The organism is Chloroflexota bacterium, from assembly GCA_014360905.1.
In the GTDB taxonomy this organism is placed as follows: Bacteria; Chloroflexota; Anaerolineae; order UBA2200; family UBA2200; genus JACIWX01.
In genome coordinates this window covers 17221-40836 of record JACIWW010000024.1, presented here as the reverse complement: position 1 = coordinate 40836, position 23616 = coordinate 17221, and the positions used below count along the sequence as shown (strand labels likewise).

The following is a 23616-nucleotide window of genomic DNA, read 5'->3' as shown; positions in this document are numbered from 1 at the left end:
CACAGACAATATTATCCAATCTGAGCAATTTGTCAAGACAAGAGACTTTCCGTGTGTAGAACTGACCGGTTTTACGTTTGGAGCGAATTGTAGTATAATAATATATAGCTCTAGATTGGTTGAGCATGGTCTCGCAAGCGCCCAGTGCTCTATTCACAATCTAGCACCGGGCGCTTTTCTTTTTACAACGAATGGAGGTGATTTTTGAAGAAATTTCGATTGGTTACATCAATAACCCTGCTGTTGGCCCTGCTGTTGACGGCATGTGGTCAGCCCGCGACACCGACCCCTACCCCGGAACCGACCGCCGAGCCACCCACCGAAGCGATCCCGACCGCCACTCCACGCCCCATTGGAGGGGTAGACGTGGCTTGGGAGCACGTAATTAAGCCAGGAGTAGCCGTAGTGGCACGCGTCAATGGCATAGACATCACCGCAGAGGCATACTTGGCAGAGCTATTGCAGCAATTGCATGCGGTTACTGCACAATACAGCATAGATTGGTACGATGAGCAAATGCAGGCTCTCATCCCCCAATTTCAGGATCAGGTGCTGCAACAGATGATCCAGGAGCAACTGGGGCGGCAACTAGCCGCTGCCGAAGGCTTGGTTGTAGACAAAGAGCAGCACGCGGCTGAACTGGCCAGCATTCAGGAAGATGTGATGCAAAGCGGGCAATACGCGACTTGGGAGGACTTTTTAGCTGAGATGGGATGGACTCCAGAGACCATGGACGAACAGCTCACGACCTACCTGCTCTTTCAGATGCTCATGAAAGCCCATGGGGGGCCAGAGGAAGTGGAACAGGTGCATGCCGCACACATCCTGGTAGAGAGCGAGGAAACAGGCAAAAAGGTCCTGGAGAAGCTAAAAGCAGGCGCAGACTTTGCGGCCTTGGCAGCGGAGTACTCCATTGATACCGGCAGCAAAGACCAAGGCGGCGATCTGGGCTGGTTCCCCCGCGGTATAATGGTGTCCGAGTTCGAGGATGCTGCTTTCGCCCTGAACCCAGGGGAAACCAGCGACCTGGTGTCCACCTCTTACGGCTATCATATCATCCGGGTGTTAGGCAAAGAAGTGCGTCCGTTGGATCCAGAAATACTGGCGCAAATCCAAGAATACAACTTCCAGGAATGGTTCGAAGCGGAGTTCCAAAAAGCAGAAATAGAGACCCTGGTGCATTTTGCCGGAACAGCGGAATAGGTGTTGGGTTCTAGTCAACAACTGTCAAGCGCCAGGGCGCTAGGCTGAGCCCCGGGGCGGCCGTGGAGCTGTCCCTGTGGGATAGCAGAACTTGTTGTTCACGATGGCGACCGGTATCGGGTCGTACTTAGTTGACTAATCAGAACACAGAACCGAATGGGAACAGGTCGGCTTCGATGGCTTTGGCAACGCAGCCAACCGCTCGACCTACTACGACGATTCCGTTGCCGTGTACAACGGCAACTTGTATGCAGGTACGGTGAATTATACCGGCGACGCGGATGTCTGGGTCTATCTGCACCGGCAATTGCACCTTCCCATTCTGCGCAGATAGCTCTTGAATAAGACCCTAAGGGTTTAGAAAACCCTTAGGATCTTATGCTAATGCGGCGTCGCGCCCTCGGGCAACGGCGAGACGTACTTCTTGCCTGCCCGCTTCTGCTCGAATTCCGCGCGAATCGCCTGGACGAGGTCAGGTCTGGTCAACAGGTCCAACGCTGCCAGCGCCAGCGTCCTGGCAGCAACCATCATCCCTTTGAAGCCAATGCTCGAACCAGCAAAAGCGGTATTCTGCCAACTATGCAGGGGAGTGCCAAGGGCATGACAACAGGTGGTGATCTGCGCTGTTGGCGCGATGTGGCTCACATCGCCCACATCCGTGGAGGCAGGCAACACCCTGCCCTTGTCAAATGGCTCCACGATGGTTTCGCACAGCGGGTCACCAACCTGTTCCCGGGTCAGCCCGTAAGAACGCAAGGCATCCTCAATTGCGTTGGGCGGCAAGGTAGCCTGCAACTTCCGTGCAAACTCTTTTTCCTCAGCGGTGAACTGGGGTGGGCCGGCTTCCTTCAACTTCTCCAGCAAAAGTTCGCAGAGGGTGTCATTGGGCAGCATGTCGTAGCCGCCAGTGAGAAAGTCCACATCATAGGTGGTGCCCGTCATGAGCGCGGCCCCCTTGGCGATGTCCATTATCCGTGCGTAAATCGCTTCTACCTGTTCTCGCAACGGAGCACGCACATAATACCACACCTGGGCATAAGCAGGGACGACATTGGGAGCCTCGCCGCCTTTCGTGATCACACAGTGGACACGAGCCTTTTCAGGCATGTGCTCGCGCATAAAGTTGACACCAATGTCCATGAGCAGCACGGCATCCAACGCACTGCGTCCTTCGTGTGGCGCAGCCGCAGCGTGGGCCGCGACGCCATGGAAGTTCACTTTGAAGGAATTCATGGCCAGAAACGAGCTCCACCATACGCTGTTGACATAGAAAGGATGCCAGGTAATAGCCGCATCCAAATCGTCGAAAACCCCGGCTCTGGCCATAAAGGGTTTTCCAACCATGGTTTCCTCAGCGGGACAGCCATAGTAGCGGATAGTCCCTTTGATGCCTGCCTTTTCCATGGCTTCCTTGACCGCCAGCGCGGCAGCTAGGCAAGCAACGCCGAAGAGGTTGTGGCCACAGCCATGCCCTGGAGCTCCCTCCTGCACCGGCTCGCGGGCCGCAGAGACTTTTTGCGAAAGCCCAGGCAAGGCATCATACTCGCCCAAGATGCCGATGATGGGTTTTCCGTCCCCCCACGAAGCCACAAAAGCAGTCGCTAATTGGTCCACGCCGCGCTGGACGGAGAAACCAGCTTGCTCCAGTTCGTCTGCCAGCAGTTTGGAGGAACGAGTTTCTTGCAGGCCTAGTTCCGGATGCTCCCAGATATCCTTGGCCAATTCTATCCATTTGTTTTGGTTCGTTTCCAGGCACTGCAACGCGTTTTCTTTTGCAGTCATCGCTATTCCTTTCATCGGGTATATTGCTCAGAGGGGGATCACAGGCTCCCTCAATAGACAAAGATAGGCGGGGCTACCAGAAAGCGGGAAAACCCCGCCTATCTCTCGTATGCTGTGAATGGGCGACTGTCAGGTAAGCAAACGAACAGCAGCCAAGGTGAGGATCTTGGCTGATTCAACCAGTTTGGCTACCTCGACATATTCATTCGGCTGATGGGCCAAGCTGGCCTCGCCCGGCCCACAGATGATCAGCGGTGCTTTGAGTGCTGGTATCAAAGACACCGCATCAGTATAGTAGGCCACGCCCTTGGGTTCAGGGCGCTTGCCAACTACCTCGGCCACGACATCGAAAAAGTGCTGCACAGTCGCTTCATCCGGCGCACTGGCTACTGGGATGCGGTCGTTGATCACCTTGACCGAAGCCTTAAAGTTGGGAATGCGGCGGCTCAGGTCTGCAATGAGTTCTTTCACCTGGCGCAGGATAGCCTGGTGATCCTGTCCAGGCACAGTGCGCTGGTCCACGGTTACCGTACACTGATCAGGTACCACATTGGTCTTGACGCCACCAGTGATAGTGTTAACGCTGCGGGTAAAGCCGCCTAACAATGGATGCTCTTGGTACGGCACAACCTGGCGATCCAGTTCGCTTAAAAGCGCCACCATCATCATGATCGCGTTTTGTCCTAGGTGAGGCGCGGAGCCATGCGCCGTCTTGCCATACGTGGTCAACTCTAGCCAGAAGGCACCCTTCTCCGCAATGTAGACATCATTGGAACTGGGTTCGGTGATGACCACAGCCTGTACCCGCTCACCGGACAAGTGCGCGGCGGCTGCGTTCGCTCCTAGTTGCTCGCCCTCCTCACCAGCATTGAAGTTGAGGATGAGGTCGCCCTTCAGCGGTATGCCAGACTCTGCCAGCACTTTGGCTGCAATCAGGATCGCAGCATCGCCGCCCTTCATATCCGAAGCACCACGGCCCCACAACTTGCCTTCGATGACTTCGCCGCCAAAGGGGTCATGCAGCCACTCCTGCGCCCCCACAGGCACCACGTCGAGGTGGCCAGAATAAAGAAGGCCTGGCTTCTCTCCACTGCCTTTCAAGCGCGCCACGACGCTAGCCCTGGTCTCGGTGTGCGATAATATCTCAACCTCAAGGCCAGCCTTGCGCAGGAAATCGGCCACGTAATCAGCGTTCTCGCGCTCGTTGCCCGGCGGGTTGATTGTCTTGATGCGCACCATGTCCTGGCAAAGGCGCACCAATTCGTCCTCCTTGATTTTGGTCAGGAGCTCTGTGTCTTGCTTCATTCTTATTTCCCTCTCCTCTCTAAAAGAATAGTCGACCTCCGAAGTCGCAGCGGACCTCGGAGGTCGCAGCCCTGTTCGTTAGCCAGCCCTAGGAGCAATGTTGCGCCACTTGTACAGCGCATAGCCCACCAGGAGAGTGCCAAACACGGCGGTGGGGATGATGAAATAGGCTTTCCAGCCGAGCACAAGTGGTATCCATGCAATAATCAGCGCGGGAATGGCGTACATCGGTCCGCGCAGGGCAAACTGGCCAAACACCGCACCCCAAACAGCAGGCAGCAAGTAGACCTTGAACGCATCGGTCAACCACTTCGGGAACTGAGCGGTGATCCAACCGCCGGCCAGAGAGCCGAAGAACACGCCGATTACTCCTGCGATCACAGAGACGGCGATACCAATACAGGCAATTACGGCGCCCTTGCGTGTTCCCTCCGGTACACCCGCTACAGCTTGGGCCACGGCGGCGCAAGGCAGGCGCAGGTTGGAGACGTTGCCGGTGGTCATGGACATGTAGTTGCCGGCATCGCCATAGATGGGGTAGTAGCTGATGGGCTCGATGAAAAAGAAGGGAACCGCATAGGTCAACGCAAGGGCCATGCCGGCCATAACACCCGACCAAGGAGCGGAAGCGCCATAGAGCAAATAGAGTAATATAGGCGGCAAGAACATGGCTGCACTAATCGCGATGCAGGTCCAGAACCCTACCCGATGAACCGGTGCGAGATATTCCTTCTCGAACGGCTCAGCAGGGAGATCCACAAATCCTTCATTCGGTGCCATTTGACCATTCCTCCTTAGCTTCCCAAAAGATGAGCAATATACATGCCGCCAAACATGGCAATGCCCAGTGCCCATTCCTTCAGACGTGGCACTTTGAGCCAATCAGCCAGTTTGAACAGGAACATGGAGAGCAGCGCGCCAGCAACCACTGCTGTAGGGCGTCCGCCTCCTTTCTTTATCTCGTTGGCGGCGTAGTAACCAAAGATTCCGAGCGTGCTGGCAACGCTGATAACCGCCAGCAGGCGAGGATCGCCTCCTGATAGCCTGTCACGAGCCTTGCCTAGGTAAGGAGTGAAGAGTGCTGCCCCTAGGGACCAACCAATACAGGAGATATTGACCACGACCATGGCTGCAGCGAATCCAATGATGTTGAAACTGGGCTGTCCAAACTCCTGTCCGACGCCGACAGCCGCATTGGACACCTGAACCAACTCAGTGAAGACTGAACCAACCCCCACTCCTTCGCGCTGCCAGGCATAGGCCGGGCTGATGGCGATGATTAGGGCCATCATGACAAAGATCTCCGCCATGATGGGACCGAAGGCCGTAATAAGGGCTCCTCGGACGATGGCCGTGATGTCCTTCGACTTGTAGCCCCCGTGCTTTTCCAGAAGCCTGGTCGCCAGCCTCAAGAAATACCAGGCCTGGCCAACACCAATGGCAGCCTGAACGAACCCACAGAACCAAAGCCAAGGAGCATTGGCTATTGCTTTCCAGTCCATTTTGTTTCCCTCCTCAAGTAATGTGAATGGATTGAGCGGCAAACCGCCCATTGCAGTTAGCCAGAACAAGTTTTTAGAAGCACGCTTTCCGCTACCCGATACGCATCACCTCCTCTCCTTGCTACCTCCTTCTACCACGGATTGGCTTCTGCTCATGCGCAAAGCAACAAAAAACCGCACGAACACAAGCCCTATTTGCATAGGACTGCTGCGCGGTTTGGTCTTCTTCGATAGAAGCCATCTCTGCTTCGCACTCTGGAACCTCCCAGAATATATTCGGCTGCAGAATTTATTGCTATTGTAACGAGATTTCGTGAAAATGTCAAACGAATCGCTACGGGATATTTGACAAGCACGGGAATGCTCGGTATACTGTGGTCAACAACACACCCTCATCCTTCTCATTTTTTACCCTGATCCCAAAGGAGGAGAAGATGAAATTCGTACGCTTGAGCCTAACTCTTATTCTCGTGACCGCGCTGGTCGTAACCCTGGCCGCATGTGCCCCCAGAGCAACCCCTACTCCTGTCCCGTTGCCCACTTTGGTCATGGTCATGAACATGGATGATGTCGTGACGCTAGATCCCCACCACGCTTATGAAACAACTAACCTGATGATTCATAACTCCACCTACGACACCCTAGTCGAATTCCGCGCCGGCGACCTGACCAAAGTAGCTCCACGCCTAGCCGACAGATGGGAGGTCTCTGCAGATGGACTGACTTATACCTTCTACTTACACCCAGGGGTCAAATTCACTTCAGGCAATCCAGTCACGGCTGAGGATGTGCGCTTCTCGTGGATGCGCCTGAAGAACATCAAAGACAACCCTGCCTTTTATGCTGACATTGTCGCTGATGTCCAGGTGGTGAATGACACCACCGTGAAAGTCATCTTGACCGAGCCTTCGCCGGCATTCTTGGCCATTTGCGCCGCGCCTGCGATGTGCATTGTGGACAGCAAAGTGGTCAAGGAACATGGCGGAACAGATGCGGCTGATGCCGATCAAACCGATAAGGCCAAGGATTGGCTGGACCAGAATTCAGCCGGCAGTGGCCCTTTCATCCTTACCAAATGGACACCAAAAGCAGAAATCATCCTGGAAGCCAATCCGAACTACTGGCGGGGCAAACCGAAACTGGGCAAGGTGATTATCAAGCACGTGGCTGATCCCACTACCGCCCTGCAAATGCTGCAGCGCGGTGATGCCGATATGGTGGAGAGCCTGGACGTTGACCTGGTGGAGCAGGCCAAGGCAGACCCCAACCTTCAGGTAATCATTGGCCAGACCTTGAACCAGAACTACTTGGCCATGACCTCCAATCCAGAGCTATCTAAGCCATTATCGGATAAGCGGGTGCGACAGGCTATTGCCCTGAGCGTTGATTACGACGGGTTGATCAAAGCCTTGCTCCGTGGCTACGGCAGTCGGGCGCCCAGCATTATCCCGCTGGGCATCCTGGGTGTGGATCCAGCCATGACCCAAGGCCGTAACCTGGAAAAAGCCAAAGCGTTGCTCAAGGAAGCGGGCTATGAGAAGGGCTTCGAAGTGGAGCTCTGCTATGGCTCGAACCCGGTGCGCGAGACCATCGCTGCCAAATTGAAGAGCGATTTGGCTGAAGTAGGCATCACGGTCAACTTGAAGCCCATGGAACAGAGTGTCTATCTGAGCGAGATGCGTGCTCAGAAGCTAGCCTTTTGCTTCGGCGGGTGGACCCCTGATTACCTTGACCCCACCATGTGGACCGATTATTTCTCCTACCACGACCGCGGCATAGCCAAACGCATGTGGTACAATAACCCAGAGGCTGAACGCTATGCCAAAATCGTCGGCACCGAACTCGATCCAGCCAAGCGCGAACAAGCGATCAAAGATCTGCAGAAAGTGCTCATGGATGACATGCCATTCACTATGCTCTACCAGAACCAACAGATCGTGGCGATGAACAAAGCTGTGAAGGGCTTTGCCTATCATCCAGTGCACTTTGTCAGTTTCTTTGACCTTAGCAAATAACCAAGCAAACCCTCCCGCAGGCTTCAGTGTCTGCGGGAGGGCTCATCGCAATTCGTCATTAGGATTGGCTCAATGGGTCTATCTACGCACATCATCCGCCGTCTGCTATTGGTTATTCCAATGCTGATTGGCGTGACCTTGTTGACTTTTCTCGTTTCGCGTGTGGTGCCAGCGGATCCTCTCGTGGTCATTGTCAGCGAAAAGGCATTGGACCACCCAGACATCGTGGAAGCCGCGATCCGCAAATGGGGATTGGATAAACCTCTGCCCCAACAGTACCTGTACTACGTGTGGAACCTAGCACATGGTGATCTGGGTGTTTCCTTCAAAACCAAGAGGCCAGTAGCGCAGGACCTGGCACAGTACCTGCCAGCCACCGTGGAATTATCTGTGGCCTCATTGCTCTTTGCCACGGCAGTGGGGCTGCCGTTGGGGATTTTAGCGGCAGTCAAAGCCGGTAGCTGGATAGACCACCTGGCTCGCTTTATCTCCCTGCTCGGAGCATCCATGCCCCCATTTTGGTCCGGGTTGATGGCATTGTTCTTGTTTTATTTCAAAGCGCGCATTCTGCCAGGTCCAGGGCGTATTGATGCCCGCGCTGCCACTCCACATGGAATCACCGGATTGTACTTGCTGGATACCTTCCTGCTCGGCGACACGAATGCCTTTGCCGATGCCTTGCGTCATCTCATCCTACCATCGGTGATCCTGGGTTGGTTCACCTTGGCCATCATCTGCCGTATCACCCGTTCTTCTCTGCTGGAAGTGTTGCGCATGGATTACATCCGCACCGCTCGTGCCAAGGGGTTGCACGAGCGTGTGGTGCTGCTACGGCATGCCTTGCGCAATGCCTTCATCCCCACGCTGACTACCATGGGGTTAGCTTTTGCCGGGCTGATGACCGGCGCCATCATGACCGAGACCATTTTCGCCTGGCCCGGCATTGGACGCTATGCCGTGGAGGCGGCAGTGAACTTGGATTACCCGGCTGTGCTGGGGACAACCCTGCTTATTGCCCTGATTTACATCTTTGTCAACCTCATTGTGGACATCCTGTACGGTGTGATCGACCCACGCATTCGAGAGGCGTAAGATCGTGCAAGGTGAGGAGTGACATGGATACGCACACCCAAAGGGCATCGTTCATGACGGAGCGACTCCGGCAGCGGCTTTCTTCCCAATCGCCTTGGGTAAGCGGACTGCGCATGTTTGTACGCAACCGCATGGCCATGTTTGGGACAGCGGTGATTTTCATCTGGGCCATTGTCGCTATCGCTGCGCCACTTATTGCCCCTTACGACGCCCTGGCACAGAAGGTCGAAGACCGACTGAGTCCACCTTCGGCACAGCACCTTTTTGGCACTGATGAACTGGGTCGTGATGTGTTCAGCCGTGTAGTTTATGGAGCGCGCATCTCGCTACCAGTGGGTTTGGTGGTAATCCTGTTTTCGATGCTCATGGGTGCTTTCGTGGGAGCACTGGCTGGTTACCTTGGCGGCATCTTTGACCTGCTGGTCATGCGCGTGGCAGATATTACGCTGGCATTTCCCTCCATCGTGCTGGCTCTGGCTATCGCTTCAGTGCTCGGTCCCAGCCTGAAGAATGCTGTAATTGCCATGATCTTGGTATGGTGGCCAGAGTACGCACGTCTGATGCGTGGACAAGTGCTCAGTGTGAAGCATAATGACTACGTGATGGCTGCACAGGCAATTGGAGTGCCTCAGAAGCGCATTCTGAGCCGACACATCATCCCCAACACGAGCGCTCCCATTATCATCAAAGCCTCGCTGGATGCCGGCAGCGCAATTCTGAACATTGCTGCTCTCAGTTTCATTGGATTGGGAGCCGTGCCGCCCACGCCGGAATGGGGAGCGATGATCTCGCTAGGCCGTTTCAAATTCTACCAATGGTGGTTGACTACATTCCCTGGCCTGGCTGTGCTCAGCGTGGTCTTGGGTTTTAATTTCCTCGGCGATGGATTGCGCGATGCGTTTGATCCGCGTCTGCGAGGCGTTTAGCCATCCGTGACAATGGGAATGGGGTCGCCCAATACAGGGATGGGATAGGTCACACTCAGATCCCACCATGCCATCCAGAGCGCAGGAACCTCACGTAGCCAGTACTCACGGATGTGAGGATAAGTCCTGTGATCCGCAACGTAGCCCACGGCATGTAAACCCAGGCGCTCGGAGATGTACAAAGCGCGCGGGAGGTGGTAACGCTGTGTCACCAGCACTACATCGCGCAAGCCAAAGATATCCCGAGCACGGTAGCAGGTGTCATAGGTACGTCGCCCGGCATAGTCCAGAACAATGGCGTCATCGGGCAGCCCTAGGCTCAGTGCATATTCCCGCATCTTGGCTGGTTCATTGTAGTGCACGAAACGATTGTCACCGCTGAAAAGGATTTTGCGCACGCGTCCGGAGCGGTACAGCGCAATGGCTGCCTCGACGCGATCCTTCATCACATCGCTGGGCGTACCATCCGGCCAGTATCCTGCGCCAAAGACCACAGCCACAGGCTTTGGTGGCACTTCCTCGACACTGTGATAGATGCGCTGCTCATAGCGCGCGGTCAGCGTCCAGGTGGGAAAGGCTACCAGGGTAGAGCCCACAATGACAGTGAGCAGAGCAAGCCAGGGTCCCGCTTTCACTCTTTTAACCACTAGAAGCCAGTTCACAGTGTAGTGAGAGCCTCCTCCATGCGATGCAGTGCTTCGGTCAAGGTGCTGCGCGGACAGCCAAAGTTGAGCCGCACAAATCCCTCACCGCCTCGGCCGTAATCTAGGCCGTCGTTCAGTGCAACCCGTGCTTTCTCCAGGAAGAACTGCTGGGGGTTGCCTGGGATTCCCGACTGACGGCAGTCCAACCAAGCCAAGTAAGTAGCCTCCGGCTTGGTCATTTTGATCCCACGCAGGTTCTGATGCACGTATTGCAGGATAAAGTCACGGTTGGCCTCTAGATAACGCAACAATTCCTCCAGCCAGGGTTGGCAATCACGGTACGCGACCAAAGCGGCGAGATAACTCATGATGTCTGGCTCGCCTACCAGACCCCTCTTGGCTGCGCACAGCTTCTCTCTCAATTCCTTATCCGGCACGATGCCCACTGCGAAGCGCAAGCCCGGTATGTTGAACGTCTTGCTCGGAGCCATCAAAGTAACAGTCCGCTTGGCTATCTCCGGAGCCAATGAAGCGATGGGCAAATGGCGGGTGCCACTAAAGAGAAAATCGCAGTGAATCTCATCCGAACAGATCACGATGTTATGCCGCAAGCAGATTTCAGCCATACGCTCCAGTTCTTCCTGCGAAAATGCCCGTCCCACAGGATTGTGTGGGTTACACAGAATGAAGACGCGCGTTCGTGGGGTGATGCTTCCCTCGAAACGGTCGAAATCCACTGTGTACCGCCCATCTGCGCCGCAGGTCAATTCCATTTCATCGCGAGTGCATCGCGCATTGAGCGGAGCTTGGAGGATAGGAGGATAGCCCGGAGTCTGGACAAGCACGCCATCGCCCGGTGAGGTCAGTGCCTGACAAGTCAGGTTGAAGCCAATGACCACACCAGGCAGGAAGAGCAGCGCCTCCGGTTCTACCTGCCAACCATATAGCCTGCGCAGGCGCGTGGTGATGACCTCGCGCAGTTCCGGTGGCTCACGCCCGTAGCCAAAGATGCCATGCTCCACACGCTGGCGCAGAGCCTGAATCAGCGGCTCGGGCACGCGGAAATCCATGTCCGCTACCCATAGCGGCAGTGCCTCGCGGGGGTAACGGCTCCACTTTTCGCTGTCGGTACCACAGCGGTCAATCAATTGGTCAAAGTCGCAGGTTGTCATGCTCACTCCACCTCTTTGTGATCGTGTGCATACAAAATCGGTGGACATTGTACCCCAAGAAAGAACGAGCAGCAAAATGGCTTAGATGATGCCATTTGAACTTGTTGCAGGACGTTTGGTACAATACGCCCAGCAAATCATCGCCGAAATTCCTTTGGCATCAACCAATCCGTAGGATGGTTTTGGAATACACTAGTATGGCGACTTCTCTAGCCGCCCTAATGGATAAAGCCGGGTGGAAAAATCGGAGTCTAGAGAAAAACATCACGCGGGAGGTTCAATGGATACCAAAGCTTTTTACCCTTCGGATTTCGCACATACGTTTTCCATCGTCGCCCGTGATGCCCAGACGGGACAGCTCGGCGTAGCGGTGCAATCACACTGGTTTTCTGTGGGCAGGCTAGTCTGTTGGGCAGAAGCAGGTGTGGGAGCAGTGGCCACTCAGGCCTTGGTCCAGGTAAGTTACGGCCCTCTGGGTCTGGAAAGGATGCGCAGAGGCTTTTCTGCTCCCGAAGCGTTAGCTGAACTCTTATCCGCAGATGAGGGGCGGGAGATGCGCCAGGTGGCTATGGTGGATGCACAGGGACGTGTGGCGGCACACACGGGTACACAGTGCATCGCGGAGGCTGGACATGAGGTTGGTGAGGGGTTCAGCGTCCAAGCCAATATGATGGCCAATAATCAGGTCTGGCCAGCTATGTCCCATGCCTTCCGACAGGCGCAGGGAGACCTGGCTGAGCGTATGCTGACGGCACTGGAAGCAGCACAGAATGCTGGTGGTGACGTGCGCGGCAAGCAGAGCGCTGCCCTGCTCATCGTCGCTGGCGAGCCAACCCCTGAGCCATGGACAGGCGTGCTCGTAGAACTCCGTGTGGAAGATCACCCTGAGCCCTTGGTGGAATTGCGGCGGTTGCTAAACCTGCATCGGGCTTACGAGCACATGAACCAGGGCGATGCGCTGCTAGGGGAGAACCGAACCGAAGAGGCGCTGGCAGAATACCGCCTCGCTGCGCAGATGGCACCTGACATCCCTGAGTTACCATTCTGGCACGCCGTGACCTTGGCCGACTTAGGCTGCTTAGAGGAAGCGTTGCCCATCTTCCGCGAGGTGTTTGCTCGTGACCCGAATCTGACACTGCTGCTACAGCGTCTACCGGCCTCTGGTCTGCTGCACGCAGATGAGCAGGTGATAACCCGTATTCTCAACGAGGCAAAGCGCTGATCTGCGCACAACCTGCGAAACCAGCGCCAAGTGAGAGAAGCGGAACGGTTAGCGACCCTAATACAAGGCAGAGGCCTCTGGGGTGCAAACCCTCAGAGGCCTTTTAGAACCTATCTACTCAAGCCCCCACCTCAAGCAGCGTGAGATACGCAGGTAATCCACATACAGCCGCGTCCATGCTCCTGGCCATCTCTGGATAGTAGGATTGCCGATGTATACGCTCGTCGGACGTATCGCTGACCTAACTGAGCCAACCAATAGACCATCCACGTACAGGGTATAGAGATCCCCTTGTTCCAAGGTGATGCGCACCTCGTGCCAGTTCGTGTCCCCCGGAGTGCCCATCCACTTCACACTTCCCTTGAACAGCGAGATGTCAAAGCGGTATACATTTCCTGCCGGGTCCACCACATGATGGATGTTCAGGATGTTCTCAACGCCCGGTGGCAATAACTCGGAGGAAGGCACGCGACTGCCATCAAAGGGTGTCGAGTTCAAAGCAATGGTCGTGCCATAGGCAGTGAAATCCGAATAGCGGAAACGCGCTTCGAAGGCAAAGTCATCGCCTGCCCCCACAAAGAGATCGTTGCGCCACAGCAGCGGGAAGCGATCTATGAATGGTTGTGTCCATTGGTAGAGTATGCCCCCGCTTACTAGTTGTTGACCGCCATCCAGGCTGACGGCCCAGCCATTCAATGCGGGATCGTTGAACTCCTCCCGGAACGTGTATCCCCACTCTGCGCAGCGTTGGGAGTAGTTATTGAATAGTACGGGTATGTAGAGTCGGCGTGGGGTAGGCGTGGGGGTACTCGTCGGTGTAGCTGTAGCGGTGGGGGTCGCTATGGGAGTGGCAGTTTCCGTTGGCGTGGCTGTTGGTGTATCAGTTGGCGTGGAGGTAGGCGTATTGGTGTGCGTTGGGGAGGCGGTTGCAGTAGCCGTAGACGTAGCAGTGGGTGTTTCGGTAGGTATGGCAGTCTCTGTAGGCGTTGCCGTAGATGTAGCTGTGGCTGTCTGCGTGGCAGTAGGCGTTGGCGTCTCCGTTGGGGTATCCGTCGGCGTTGGGGTGGGCGGTGGAACATACAGGATGAAAAACTTGGGGCGGTGCTCAATCGAACCAAAATCATTGACATCGTTCGAACTGTCGAAATAGAGGATGTCGTTATCCCATTCATCCACAGCCTGTATGGACACACCGTAATTGGGCAGCCAGCCATTTACCCAACCATCCACTACACGAGTCAGGTCAAAGTCATACCATGTGAAGATGTTCGTAACCGTTACTTCTGACTCTGGCGTCTGTTCGCGGTCACTAGGGCCATTGCATCCGCCCACTTCCCACGGCGTCCAGGCTTGGGCCCATGACCATGTAGCCTCATTGGCAATCCAATTGCGTTTCACATTGTAAACACCAACATCCAGCTCAAACGGGGCTCCACTCCAGCGTTCCGCATACAGCGACAGCACCGCGCAAACGATGCGGGAGCCAGGTGGGATGACCGACAAATCGAAGCGAATCAACGCACTATCTTTACGTCGCATGCCCACCCGGAGATACCATTTGTCTGCAAAGTTGTCATCGGGGAAATCTCTATGGAGTGTCGTATCTTCGGCACCAGTGTAACCATCAACACCCTGTTGCAATACGATCAAAGTTGCGCCAGGCTCTGGAGTGCCCGCGCAGGGAACGCCGGCATGAGCGCCTGCAAGATAGCCATGTTGGCCGCTATAGGAGCGGGCCATGATGTCTTGATGAGCCTGCGCCTCGCTATGGAGGTCCTGTTGCTCAACGAGGAATGTGGCTGCCAGTCCCGTTAAAATGAGAGCGAGGGTCAAGGGTATACGCACCCAGGGAGCAAATGTTTTCATGTTGGTCCTCCGATGTGGTTTTTAGAATACCTGAATGAACCGCGGCATACCCACGGCTCGAACCTCAGCAAGCCAGCCCCACGCTCTGTACACTGGCAGGATGGGAACTGCCTTGCCTGGTTTTGTCCTCGTCTAATCCAGCCCCCAGCTCATGCAGCGTGAGATGCGTACGTAATCCACATACAATTGCGTCCAGGCACCCGGCCAAGTTTGAATAGTAGGGTTGCCAATGTATATGCTTGCCGGTCGCGTCGTTGATCGGATGGAGCCGACCAGTCGTCCATCCACGTACAGTGTATATATCTCTCCGCGCTCCACAGTGATGAGCACCTCGTGCCAACTCGTATCCCCTGGGGCGCCAATCCATGTGAGGCGGCCTTTGAATAAGGAGATGTCAAAACGGTACACATTGCCAGCCGTATCCACAACATGGTGGATATTCAATACATCTTCCATGCCTGGGGCCAGTGGCAGTGGCGATATGATTCGATTGCCATCCACAGGCGCTGAGTTCAAGGCAATCGTGGTACCATAGGCGGCGAAATTCGAGTAGCGAAAACGAACCTCAAAAGCAAAATCGCTGCCCGCGCCTTCGAAGAGGTGGTTGTGCCACAGCAAGGGAAAACGATCTATGGGTGGTTGTGTCCACTGATGGAGCACACCACCACTCACCTCCTGCCGGCCGCCATTCAGACTCCCTGACCAACTGCTGAGCGTAGGGTCATTGAACTCCTCAGCAAAGCTATAGCCCCATGCTACACAGCGCATAGAATAGTTTCTCCATAGCACGGGAATAAAAAGACGGTATGGAGCAGGCATAGGTGTGCTGGTAGGCGCAACCAGTGTCGTGGTTGGCGTGGGCATGGGGGTCTCGGTGGGCGCGACAGGGGTGATAGGCGTAGCTGTCGGCGAAGGCGTGGGGGGCTCTGTAGGTGCAACCGGTAGAGTGGGCGTGGCCGTCTCTGTGGGCTCGATAGGCAGGGTAGGCGTCTCTGTGGGCCCGACAGGCAGGGTTGGTGTGGCCGTCTCTGTGGGCACAACAGGCAGGGTAGGCGTGGCCGTTTCTGTAGGCAGGACTATCGGCGTGGCCGTATCGGTTGGGATAGCTGTTTCCGTAGGAGTGCTTGTGGGCGTCGCGGTTGATGTGAACGTCGGCGTGGGAGTAGGAGTGGGTGGCGGAACGTACAGCACGATCAATTTGGGGCGATTCGCAATCGAGCCAAAGGTGTCCACATCGTCCGAAGCAGCAAACCAGATCAAATCCAAATCGAGCGCATCCATAGGCTGCAGGGATACGCCATAGTTTGGCAAAGAGCCATTCACCCAGCCATCTACCACCTGCGTCAAGTCAAAATGATACCATGTACGGATGTTCTTGATGGTGATGACCGATGCGGGTACTTGTGCACGATCGTTACTCCCGTTGCATCCCCCCACTTGCCAGGGAGTCTGAGCGGAGGACAAATGCCAAGTAGCCTCGGAGGCGACCCAGTCACGCTTCACGTAATAGGCTCCAACAGCCAGTTCGAATGGCGGCCCGCCCCACATCTCCGCGTATAATGACAGGGCAGCGCAAATGACCCGCGAGCCAGGCGGAATGCTCGATACATCGAAGCGGATCAAGGCGCTGTTCTGGTTTTTGTAGCCAACGCGCAGGAACCATTTATCGGAGAGATTCCCTTCATATCGGGCGAGCGTTGTGTCCTCAGCCCCGGCATAGCCATCCATGCCCTGTTGAAAAACCAGCAGGCTTGCACCTGGTTCTGGGGTTCCTTCACAAGGCAACCAGAGCCCATTCACCGTCGCGGGATTAGCAGGATTTTGACCCATGTGTGCATTGGCTATCAGGGAAGCAGAGTCCTTCCAAATGGGGTCAGCTTTGCTGGGCATTCTTTGTTGCTCGACCAATAGGCCTGTCAAGAGACAAAGCGCGATGAAAGCAAGCCGAATGCAAAAAACAGTTTTATTACTCATCATAGTCTCCTTGAGCGTTATAGCCTACCACTACAGGCCTGTCTGGATGAGCAGAGCAGCGGGCTTACTCATATTATATATTAAAACCAGGCTCTGTCAATTCAGAAGGAGAGAGGAGGTGTAGTTCAACTTGGGGGCAAGTTGTTGAGCCTTCGTTTATTCGTGTCCATATGCGTAGGCCATGTTCGCCCCCGAAGCTGAACTATACTCAGAGAGAGGGTATAGCGACTACCCAAATTGCAAAGTTTACAAAGAATACGCTCTGGTAAAATCTAATTGCTTTTGGAATCAGTGGAGAATGGCGATTGGGCTGCTTTGTCATGCTTATATTATAATTACAATTGAGCAGCGCCTGATGCGAGAGGAACAGAGCCACATGCATTGTGTCAGGTTCCAGCAATGGCCATGCTTGCACCAGTGAAAACTCATAGATAACACCAAAGGAGAATTGGAGTATGGCTACATTGGACAATCTGAAAGCAGCATTTGCAGGGGAGAGTCAGGCGAATCGAAAGTACCTGGCTTTCGCGAAGAAGGCAGAGGCGGAAGGGTATCCTCAAATTGCCAAACTTTTCCGAGCCGCAGCCGAGGCAGAGACCGTCCACGCTCATGCGCATTTGCGTGTGATGGGTGGCATCAAGTCTACAGCCGAGAACTTGCAGGCTGCTATTGATGGCGAGGGGTTTGAATTCAAGGAGATGTACCCTCCATACCTGGCCGAGGCGGAGAAGGAAGGCAATAAAGCCGCAGCAAACAGCTTCAAGTACGCTATGGAAGTAGAAAAAGTCCACTACAACCTGTACTCGCAGGCTCTAGAGACGCTCAAGGCAGGCAAGGACCTACCCAAGGCGCCCATCTTTGTCTGCGATGTATGCGGCTATACAGTCAGCGGCGAGGCGCCGGACAAATGCCCTGTCTGCGGCGCAAAGAAAGAGCGCTTCTTCGAGGTATCCTGAACTGCGCTACAAAAGGATGCTGAAGAGTTCGCAGTGAGCGCTTTAGCGCTGCATGCGCACTGGAGGTTTTTTCCCTGCCCATAAGCCATACAGCGCATATTGCGAACACCAAATAAAACCGGAAACCACCCCTGAAAATTCTTTTGCACAAAAGCGGAGGGAGTTGTGGCAATCCACGTCTCCCTCCACAAATCTTGCGGTTGGTTTGGTCGAAACAGGCAGTCCGCTCCCTCGCTATGCCCTCGTCAATACATGCGCGTACAGGCCACGAAGAATGCCCAAACCATCAAGAGCAGGATAAGCACCATCACAAACCACAAGCATCCGCAAGGCCAACAGCCCACAGGGCGATGATAAGGATATGGCCGCCAGAAACGTCTTCGCCAAGGTCTGAACCACCAGAACATTGTCCACCTCCTCGCTACAAGTGCAGCGCTCAAGCGCTCCTTCCCGTTGCCTATCCGGCGATTGCTTTTGTCCATTTCTCATCCAAAAATATACACGAACGCGCGCCCTTTTTCCTGAAAGAGAGCAGACAAATAGCTGACACTGCTTCTTGTCCACGACCAACGTCGGAAAAGCCAAATCCCGCCTCGTGTCGAGGCGGGATTTGATCTGGCACCCCCGGCAGGACTCGAACCTGTGACCTCAGCGTCCGCAGCGCTGCGCTCTATCCCCTGAGCTACGGGGGCATGTTATATATGACCTAGCGGCGTCGGAGCCGCTGCTGATCGGCTTTTTCAGGCGGGGAGACTGGGATTCGAACCCAGGGAGGAGGTTTCTAACCCCCTCAACCGCTTAGCAGGCGGCTCCGATCGTCCACTCTGGCATCTCCCCAGCAGGCACAACCGCTTCAACTGCGGAGGGAGAGGGATTCGAACCCCCGGTGGGACAAGCCCACAACGGTTTTCAAGACCGCCGCAATAGTCCACTCTGCCATCCCTCCAATAGAGCGATGAAGGATTTCGTTGTGTTTCTAGTATAGCGCAGAGCGCTGCGAAAGTCAAACGCAGTACATGAGGGAGAAAACTGGTTTCTTCCTGATTGGCTCAGCGGATGACCTCTACGCCGCCCATGTACGGGCGCAGCACCTCGGGAACGACGATGCTGCCATCGGCTTGCTGATAGTTCTCCATGACCGCGATGAGCGTGCGCGGCAAGCCCAGCCCGGAGCCATTGAGCGTGTGTACGTACTCTGGCTTGGCACCACGCTCGCGGCGGAAGCGGATGTTGCCACGGCGCGCCTGGAAATCCTCGCAGTTGGAAATGCTCGATACCTCCAGCCATTCCTGACAACCTGGTGCCCACATCTCGACATCGTACTTCTTGGCAGCGACAAACCCCAAATCTCCGGTGCACATCAGCACCACGCGATGGGGGATGCCCAGCAGGCGCGCGACATCCTCGGCGTGTTCGACCATTTTCTCCAGTTCATCATAACTGGTTTCTGGCGTGGTGAATTTGTACATCTCCACTTTGTCGAACTGATGCCCGCGCTTGATGCCGCGCACATCCCGCCCAGCGCTCATCTTTTCGCGGCGGAAACAAGCCGAATAGGCCACGTAATTCAAGGGCAGCTTCTCAACTGGCAAAATCTCGTCGCGATGCAGATTGGTCAGCGGCGTCTCGGCGGTGCCGATCCAGCAGAAATCCTCCTCTGCATCGTGGTACACATTGTCGCGGAACTTGGGCAGCTTGCCATCCACCCACAGACACTCTTCGCGCACCATGAATGGGGGATAGATCTCGGTATAGCCATGCTGCTGAACATGCAGGTCAAGCATCCAGGCGATCAAAGCGCGTTGCAACCGCGCGCCCAATCCTTTGAGGATGTAGAAACGGGAGCCCGACATCTTGACTCCGCGTTCGAAATCAATAATGTCCAGGGTTGGGCCTAGGTCCCAATGGGTCAGCGGTTGAAAATCAAAATGCCGCGGCTCACCCTCGGTGCGCACAATGACGTTTTCGCTTTCGTCTTTGCCCACAGGCACGCTCTCATGAGGCAGGTTGGGCACCTCGAGCAATGCCTGCCTAAGTTGTTCCTCGATCGTTTTTACCCGCTCGTCCAGAGCCTTGATCTGCTCTCCGACTTGGCGCATTTCTTCCTTAAGCGCTTCGGCTTCGGGAGCACCACGCAAGCGACCAATTTCCTTGGAGACTTCGTTGCGACGGGCACGCAAAGCCTCTACCTGGCTGAGCAGGTTGCGGCGCTGCTCGTCCAAATCCAGGATCTCATCAATAGGTGCGCTGAGTTGCAATGTCGCAATCGCCTGGCGCACATAGTCGGGCCTCTCACGGATGAGTTTCAGGTCAATCATCATGCACCTCCCAGTATGAGAATAGAAATGCCCCCTGCCCTGAAAGGACGAGGGGGCATTCGTGGTGCCACCTTTCTTCGCTTTGGAGCCATGCTCCAAAGCCTCTGGGCTCGTTAACGGGAGCAACCCGGCATGGCTTAACCAGATGCTTTGTGCCGCACGCTCAAAGCTCTGTTTTCGCCCGCGGCTCCGGAGTGGATTTCAGCGCTGTTGCCCGCCACCTTTCCACCAGCGGCGGCTCTCTGCTGGGCCGAAGCAGTGCCTACTTGCCTCCATCACAGCCAGTACAGTATCATTGTAGCATGGGAGATGCATGTTGTCAAATGCAGTGCGTTACTGTGTGGAAAGGCCAATTCCTTAAGGATTTTTCGCCTTCAGCCAGGGAATGGACTCTCTTAGAAAAGCCGCAATTACGGCCACTTGGCGGTTAGAGAAAAAGGCTCGTATAGCAACTCTGGAACTTTTAGGGGGCTATTTGACGTCTGTCTGATTGGCTCATTACGGCTTCTTGTGCTATAATTCAACCGCAAATACAACAAGGAGGTACTTCGATGAAGAAAGACCTACTGAGCCTGGCTGATCTCTCTGCCGAAGAAATTTGGCATATCCTGAACGTGGCCCAGGAACTGAAAGAGGAATGGCAAGCGGGAGGCAATCAGCCTATTCTGATGGGCAAGACCCTGGGCATGATCTTTCAAAAGCCCTCCTTGCGCACACGGGTTTCCTTCGAAGTCGGGATGCTGCAACTCGGTGGGGAGGCATTGTACTTATCGCCGGAGGAAATCCAGCTTGGCAAGCGCGAAAGCGTCGCTGATGTAGCCCGCGTATTGAGTCGTTATGTGGATTGCATTATGGCACGGGTCTTTGCCCATAAAGACGTGGAGATGCTGGCGGCTTATTCCCGTGTTCCCGTGATCAATGGACTCTCCGATTACAGCCATCCCTGCCAGGGGCTGTCAGATTTCTTCACCATCCTGGAGAAGAAGGGCGGATTGCACGGACTGAAACTGGCTTGGGTGGGAGATGGCAACAACGTGTTGACTTCTCTGCTCTTTGGCGGCACCAAGCTCGGGATGGAGATTGCTGTAGCCACACCCCCGGGCTATGAACCCGCGAGTGAGGTACTAGAACTGGCTCTTCGCTTCGCTAAGGAGAGCGGAAGCAACGTGGAGGTCGGGAATGATCCACAGGCTGCAGTGCACAATGCCGATGTCATCTACACCGATGTCTGGACAAGCATGGGTCAGGAGGCAGAGCAGGAGCGGCGGCGCAGAGTGTTTCCGCCTTATCAAGTAAACGCTGCTTTGGTAGCCAAGGCCAAGCCAGATGTGATCGTCATGCATTGCTTGCCAGCACATAGGGGGGAAGAGATCACCGATGAGGTGGCTGATGGCCCCAACTCTGTGCTTTTTGACCAGGCCGAGAATCGCCTGCATGCTCAAAAAGGATTGCTGGCAGTGTTACTAGCGAACAAGTAGAGGAAGAAAATCAGCACAGAGAGATTATTCGTGCTGGGTTTTGGTTGGGTGAGACAAGGGGAAACACGTGTCGGATATCCTTTGGGTCTTTTCACACATCAGTTTCAGCGATGTCATTGACATTTTGCTAGTGTCCAGCATCTTCTTCGCTGTGCTGCAACTCTTTAGGGGCACGCAGGCCATTCAACTCCTGCGCGGAGTGATTATCTTCATCTTCCTGGCCGTGCTGCTCAGCAACGTGCTGCGGCTGACTGCCTTTAGCTGGTTGCTCGGCAACGCCATTCCGGCTTTATTGGTGGCCATCCCAGTCATCTTCCAACCCGAGCTGCGCCGAGCATTGGAACGCCTGGGACGGGCGGGAGGGTTGATTGACCGTCCCATGCGCGAGGCTGCTGTAAACCGAACCATTAGCCAGGTTGCGCGGGCCTGCCGTCTGTTGTCTGAATCCCGCTATGGAGCCATCATCGTCCTGGAACGCAATACTGGCTTGCAGGATCATGCAGATACAGGCGTAGAGATTAAAGCCCAAGTATCGAGCGAACTCTTGTTGACCATCTTCTACCCGAATACTCCGCTACATGACGGGGCCGTGATCATTCGTGAAGATGAAATCGTGGCAGCAGCCGTGGTCCTGCCTCTTTCCAACAGCACCTTGGCAGATCATTACCTAGGCACACGGCATCGCGCGGCGCTGGGCATCAGTGAACAGACCGATGCCATCGCCGTCATCGTCTCTGAGGAAACAGGCACGATTTCCGTAGCACATAATGGGCGCATGGTTCGCTACCTGGATGAGACCCGCCTGCGCAACATCCTACAAAGGCTATATCGCCCCTATCTGCAAATTGACCTATCTTCCTGGATACGCCTGCGAGGGCGCGAACGATCCGACTCGAAAGAGGTCAAGGAGTTGAAGCTGTGAACGGGAAAGTGTGGCGTGTCCTACTCTCGAATTTCAGTTCAGCACTCCTAGCGCTGTTCCTAGGGTTGGTAGTCTGGGTAGTTGCGGTGTACGAGAAAGCTCCACCGCGCACGGACTTTTTTCCGCAAGCCATCCCTATTAAGATCATCAATCTGCGTCCGGAACTGACAATTACTGGCCCAGTAGTAACCGAGGCAAAGGTCAAAATACGTGCCTTTGCCAGTACCTGGGACAAACTACAGCCGGAGAACTTCGAAGCCACGGCTGATTTGCAGGACTTGGAGGCCGGGCAACATGAAGTGCCAGTGGTCGTCAAACCACTGGAGAAGAGTGTGGTAATCCTCGCGGTCGAACCCTCACGCATCACCATAAACTTGCAGGAGATGGAAACGCGCAAGGTACGCGTCAAGGTGAAGGTGTTAGATGAAGAGAGCGTGCCACTTGGTTACATTTCACGCTTGCCGGAGGTGACGCCTGAACAAGTTACGCTCACTGGCCCCAAGAACTTGGTCGCTCAGGTGACTGAAGCGGTCATCGAAGTAAGCCTCAAAAATGCACGGGAGACAATACTCAAGCAAGAAGCTCCTAACTTAGTGGATGGAATGGGGAATCGCATCGCGGGATTGTCGGTGTCACCAGCGACGGTAACAGTGAAAGTGGTCATAGAACGTCAAGTAGGCTATCGCGATGTAACGGTTAGAGCACTGATGAAAGGTTCGCCGGCGCCAGGCTATTGGATTAGCAACATCCGCGTTGAACCCGCGCTGGTTACTGTCTACGGCCAGCCGACAGTGATCGAAGATCTACCCGGTTACCTGGACACGCAACCCATTGATGTGGACGGGGCTAAACAGGATGTCATCCAGCGTGTTGCGCTGGCCTTGCCCGAGGGGATCCTGGTGCTTGGGGAGGGTGCAGGCAAAGAAGGAATCCTGGTGCAAATCAGCATCCAGCCCCTGATGGGCGGACAGACCATCCATGCTGAGCTTACCTTGCAAAACCTCCGCATAGGGTTACAGGCCATCGCTTCACCGACAGCAGTGGACGTGATCCTCTCCGGACCGCTGCCAGCCCTGCAAGAATTAAAGCCAGAGGACGTGCAAGTTGTCCTAGATCTCTTTGGCCTGAGCAAGGGCACGCATAAGGTCACTCCGAAAGTCATCCTGCCAGTAGGGTTTGGACTGGAAGTCAAGAGCATTGTTCCAGATATTGTAGAAGTGACGATTGAGTAGCCATAAC

At 55.1% G+C, this 23616-nt stretch carries 19 protein-coding genes, 3 tRNA genes and 1 other annotated feature; of the genes, 9 read left to right on the top strand and 13 right to left on the bottom strand.

Translation table 11 applies throughout. The features are described from left to right. The first annotated feature begins 663 nt into the window (after positions 1–663). Positions 664–1203 (top strand): peptidylprolyl isomerase, encoded by a 540-nt coding sequence (locus tag H5T67_10190; protein ID MBC7245681.1) that lies wholly within the window; start codon positions 664–666, stop codon positions 1201–1203. A 139-nt stretch (positions 1204–1342) separates the two neighbouring features. Here H5T67_10190 and H5T67_10185 read toward each other — a convergent pair whose 3' ends face one another. From H5T67_10185 to H5T67_10165, 5 genes are all read right to left on the bottom strand, one after another. After that, on the bottom strand, positions 1343–1510 hold the full coding sequence (locus tag H5T67_10185; protein MBC7245680.1) for a hypothetical protein: 168 nt from the start codon (positions 1508–1510) through the stop codon (positions 1343–1345). 74 nt (positions 1511–1584) lie between these two features. Next, positions 1585–2985: an amidohydrolase gene (locus tag H5T67_10180; GenBank protein ID MBC7245679.1), complete on the bottom strand. Its 1401-nt coding sequence runs from the start codon at positions 2983–2985 to the stop codon at positions 1585–1587. Between the two features lie 129 nt (positions 2986–3114). Then, positions 3115–4290: a M20 family metallopeptidase gene (locus tag H5T67_10175; protein ID MBC7245678.1), complete on the bottom strand. Its 1176-nt coding sequence runs from the start codon at positions 4288–4290 to the stop codon at positions 3115–3117. A gap of 78 nt (positions 4291–4368) precedes the next feature. Further along, on the bottom strand, positions 4369–5070 hold the full coding sequence (locus H5T67_10170) for a hypothetical protein (GenBank protein MBC7245677.1): 702 nt from the start codon (positions 5068–5070) through the stop codon (positions 4369–4371). Between the two features lie 14 nt (positions 5071–5084). Continuing rightward, on the bottom strand, positions 5085–5792 hold the full coding sequence (locus H5T67_10165) for a DUF5058 family protein (protein MBC7245676.1): 708 nt from the start codon (positions 5790–5792) through the stop codon (positions 5085–5087). Positions 5793–6226: 434 nt separating this feature from the next. Between H5T67_10165 and H5T67_10160 the strand changes: the two genes are divergently transcribed. The 3 genes from H5T67_10160 to H5T67_10150 all read left to right on the top strand — a co-directional run bounded on the left by H5T67_10160 (position 6227) and on the right by H5T67_10150 (position 9825). Beyond that, the gene (locus H5T67_10160; protein ID MBC7245675.1) at positions 6227–7807 is read left to right on the top strand and encodes an ABC transporter substrate-binding protein; all 1581 of its coding nucleotides are present in this window, start codon (positions 6227–6229) and stop codon (positions 7805–7807) included. Between the two features lie 72 nt (positions 7808–7879). Further along, positions 7880–8899 carry an ABC transporter permease gene (locus H5T67_10155; GenBank protein MBC7245674.1) on the top strand — a complete coding sequence of 340 codons (1020 nt, stop codon included), beginning with the start codon at positions 7880–7882 and terminating at the stop codon, positions 8897–8899. Between the two features lie 53 nt (positions 8900–8952). Further along, positions 8953–9825, top strand: a complete 873-nt coding sequence (locus H5T67_10150) for an ABC transporter permease (GenBank protein MBC7245673.1) — start codon at positions 8953–8955, stop codon at positions 9823–9825. Here the strand turns inward: H5T67_10150 and H5T67_10145 are convergent. Together H5T67_10145 and H5T67_10140 are read right to left on the bottom strand one after the other, a co-directional pair. Continuing rightward, positions 9822–10472, bottom strand: coding sequence for a YdcF family protein (locus H5T67_10145; GenBank protein MBC7245672.1), 651 nt, complete (start codon positions 10470–10472; stop codon positions 9822–9824). The genes H5T67_10150 and H5T67_10145 overlap by 4 nt on opposite strands. A gap of 11 nt (positions 10473–10483) precedes the next feature. Next, complete coding sequence (locus tag H5T67_10140) at positions 10484–11641, bottom strand: putative C-S lyase (protein ID MBC7245671.1); 1158 nt, start codon at positions 11639–11641, stop codon at positions 10484–10486. Positions 11642–11921: 280 nt separating this feature from the next. Here H5T67_10140 and H5T67_10135 point away from each other — a divergent pair, with 280 nt between their 5' ends. Beyond that, positions 11922–12863: a DUF1028 domain-containing protein gene (locus H5T67_10135; protein MBC7245670.1), complete on the top strand. Its 942-nt coding sequence runs from the start codon at positions 11922–11924 to the stop codon at positions 12861–12863. Positions 12864–12977: 114 nt separating this feature from the next. Here the strand turns inward: H5T67_10135 and H5T67_10130 are convergent, their stop codons facing one another. Beyond that, complete coding sequence (locus H5T67_10130; protein MBC7245669.1) at positions 12978–14729, bottom strand: DNRLRE domain-containing protein; 1752 nt, start codon at positions 14727–14729, stop codon at positions 12978–12980. A gap of 132 nt (positions 14730–14861) precedes the next feature. Next, positions 14862–16703 (bottom strand): DNRLRE domain-containing protein, encoded by a 1842-nt coding sequence (locus H5T67_10125; protein MBC7245668.1) that lies wholly within the window; start codon positions 16701–16703, stop codon positions 14862–14864. Between the two features lie 455 nt (positions 16704–17158). Here H5T67_10125 and H5T67_10120 point away from each other — a divergent pair, with 455 nt between their 5' ends. After that, positions 17159–17659, top strand: a complete 501-nt coding sequence (locus H5T67_10120; protein ID MBC7245667.1) for a rubrerythrin family protein — start codon at positions 17159–17161, stop codon at positions 17657–17659. A gap of 616 nt (positions 17660–18275) precedes the next feature. On the opposite strand, the gene H5T67_10115 is transcribed toward H5T67_10120, so the two are convergent. The 4 genes from H5T67_10115 to serS all read right to left on the bottom strand — a co-directional run bounded on the left by H5T67_10115 (position 18276) and on the right by serS (position 19977). After that, positions 18276–18351, bottom strand: a tRNA-Arg gene (locus tag H5T67_10115). Positions 18352–18404: 53 nt separating this feature from the next. Further along, positions 18405–18496: transfer RNA gene (locus tag H5T67_10110), tRNA-Ser, on the bottom strand. A gap of 23 nt (positions 18497–18519) precedes the next feature. Further along, a tRNA-Ser gene (locus H5T67_10105) sits at positions 18520–18605 on the bottom strand. Positions 18606–18708: 103 nt separating this feature from the next. Continuing rightward, positions 18709–19977 (bottom strand): serine--tRNA ligase, encoded by a 1269-nt coding sequence (serS, locus tag H5T67_10100; GenBank protein MBC7245666.1) that lies wholly within the window; start codon positions 19975–19977, stop codon positions 18709–18711. A 40-nt stretch (positions 19978–20017) separates the two neighbouring features. Further along, positions 20018–20265, bottom strand: a binding site (T-box leader). Positions 20266–20528: 263 nt separating this feature from the next. Between serS and argF the strand changes: the two genes are divergently transcribed. The 3 genes from argF to H5T67_10085 all read left to right on the top strand — a co-directional run bounded on the left by argF (position 20529) and on the right by H5T67_10085 (position 23609). Beyond that, complete coding sequence (gene argF, locus H5T67_10095; protein MBC7245665.1) at positions 20529–21455, top strand: ornithine carbamoyltransferase; 927 nt, start codon at positions 20529–20531, stop codon at positions 21453–21455. A 67-nt stretch (positions 21456–21522) separates the two neighbouring features. Then, the gene (locus H5T67_10090) at positions 21523–22377 is read left to right on the top strand and encodes a TIGR00159 family protein (protein ID MBC7245664.1); all 855 of its coding nucleotides are present in this window, start codon (positions 21523–21525) and stop codon (positions 22375–22377) included. After that, positions 22374–23609, top strand: coding sequence for a hypothetical protein (locus H5T67_10085; protein MBC7245663.1), 1236 nt, complete (start codon positions 22374–22376; stop codon positions 23607–23609). The genes H5T67_10090 and H5T67_10085 overlap by 4 nt, the downstream gene beginning before the upstream one ends. Positions 23610–23616 lie beyond the last annotated feature (7 nt).

Bases quoted from the DNA above. Each gene is read 5' to 3' on its own strand.
- H5T67_10120 (MBC7245667.1), top strand. From the start codon at position 17,159: ATGGCTACATTGGACAATCTGAAAGCAGCATTTGCAGGGGAGAGTCAG.
- argF (MBC7245665.1), top strand. From the start codon at position 20,529: ATGAAGAAAGACCTACTGAGCCTGGCTGATCTCTCTGCCGAAGAAATT.
- H5T67_10165 (MBC7245676.1), bottom strand. From the start codon at position 5,792: ATGGACTGGAAAGCAATAGCCAATGCTCCTTGGCTTTGGTTCTGTGGG.
- H5T67_10140 (MBC7245671.1), bottom strand. From the start codon at position 11,641: ATGACAACCTGCGACTTTGACCAATTGATTGACCGCTGTGGTACCGAC.
- H5T67_10125 (MBC7245668.1), bottom strand. From the start codon at position 16,703: ATGAGTAATAAAACTGTTTTTTGCATTCGGCTTGCTTTCATCGCGCTT.
- H5T67_10150 (MBC7245673.1), top strand. From the start codon at position 8,953: ATGACGGAGCGACTCCGGCAGCGGCTTTCTTCCCAATCGCCTTGGGTA.
- H5T67_10135 (MBC7245670.1), top strand. From the start codon at position 11,922: ATGGATACCAAAGCTTTTTACCCTTCGGATTTCGCACATACGTTTTCC.
- H5T67_10155 (MBC7245674.1), top strand. From the start codon at position 7,880: ATGGGTCTATCTACGCACATCATCCGCCGTCTGCTATTGGTTATTCCA.
- H5T67_10180 (MBC7245679.1), bottom strand. From the start codon at position 2,985: ATGACTGCAAAAGAAAACGCGTTGCAGTGCCTGGAAACGAACCAAAAC.
- serS (MBC7245666.1), bottom strand. From the start codon at position 19,977: ATGATTGACCTGAAACTCATCCGTGAGAGGCCCGACTATGTGCGCCAG.
- H5T67_10175 (MBC7245678.1), bottom strand. From the start codon at position 4,290: ATGAAGCAAGACACAGAGCTCCTGACCAAAATCAAGGAGGACGAATTG.
- H5T67_10170 (MBC7245677.1), bottom strand. From the start codon at position 5,070: ATGGCACCGAATGAAGGATTTGTGGATCTCCCTGCTGAGCCGTTCGAG.
- H5T67_10190 (MBC7245681.1), top strand. From the start codon at position 664: ATGCAAAGCGGGCAATACGCGACTTGGGAGGACTTTTTAGCTGAGATG.
- H5T67_10130 (MBC7245669.1), bottom strand. From the start codon at position 14,729: ATGAAAACATTTGCTCCCTGGGTGCGTATACCCTTGACCCTCGCTCTC.
- H5T67_10160 (MBC7245675.1), top strand. From the start codon at position 6,227: ATGAAATTCGTACGCTTGAGCCTAACTCTTATTCTCGTGACCGCGCTG.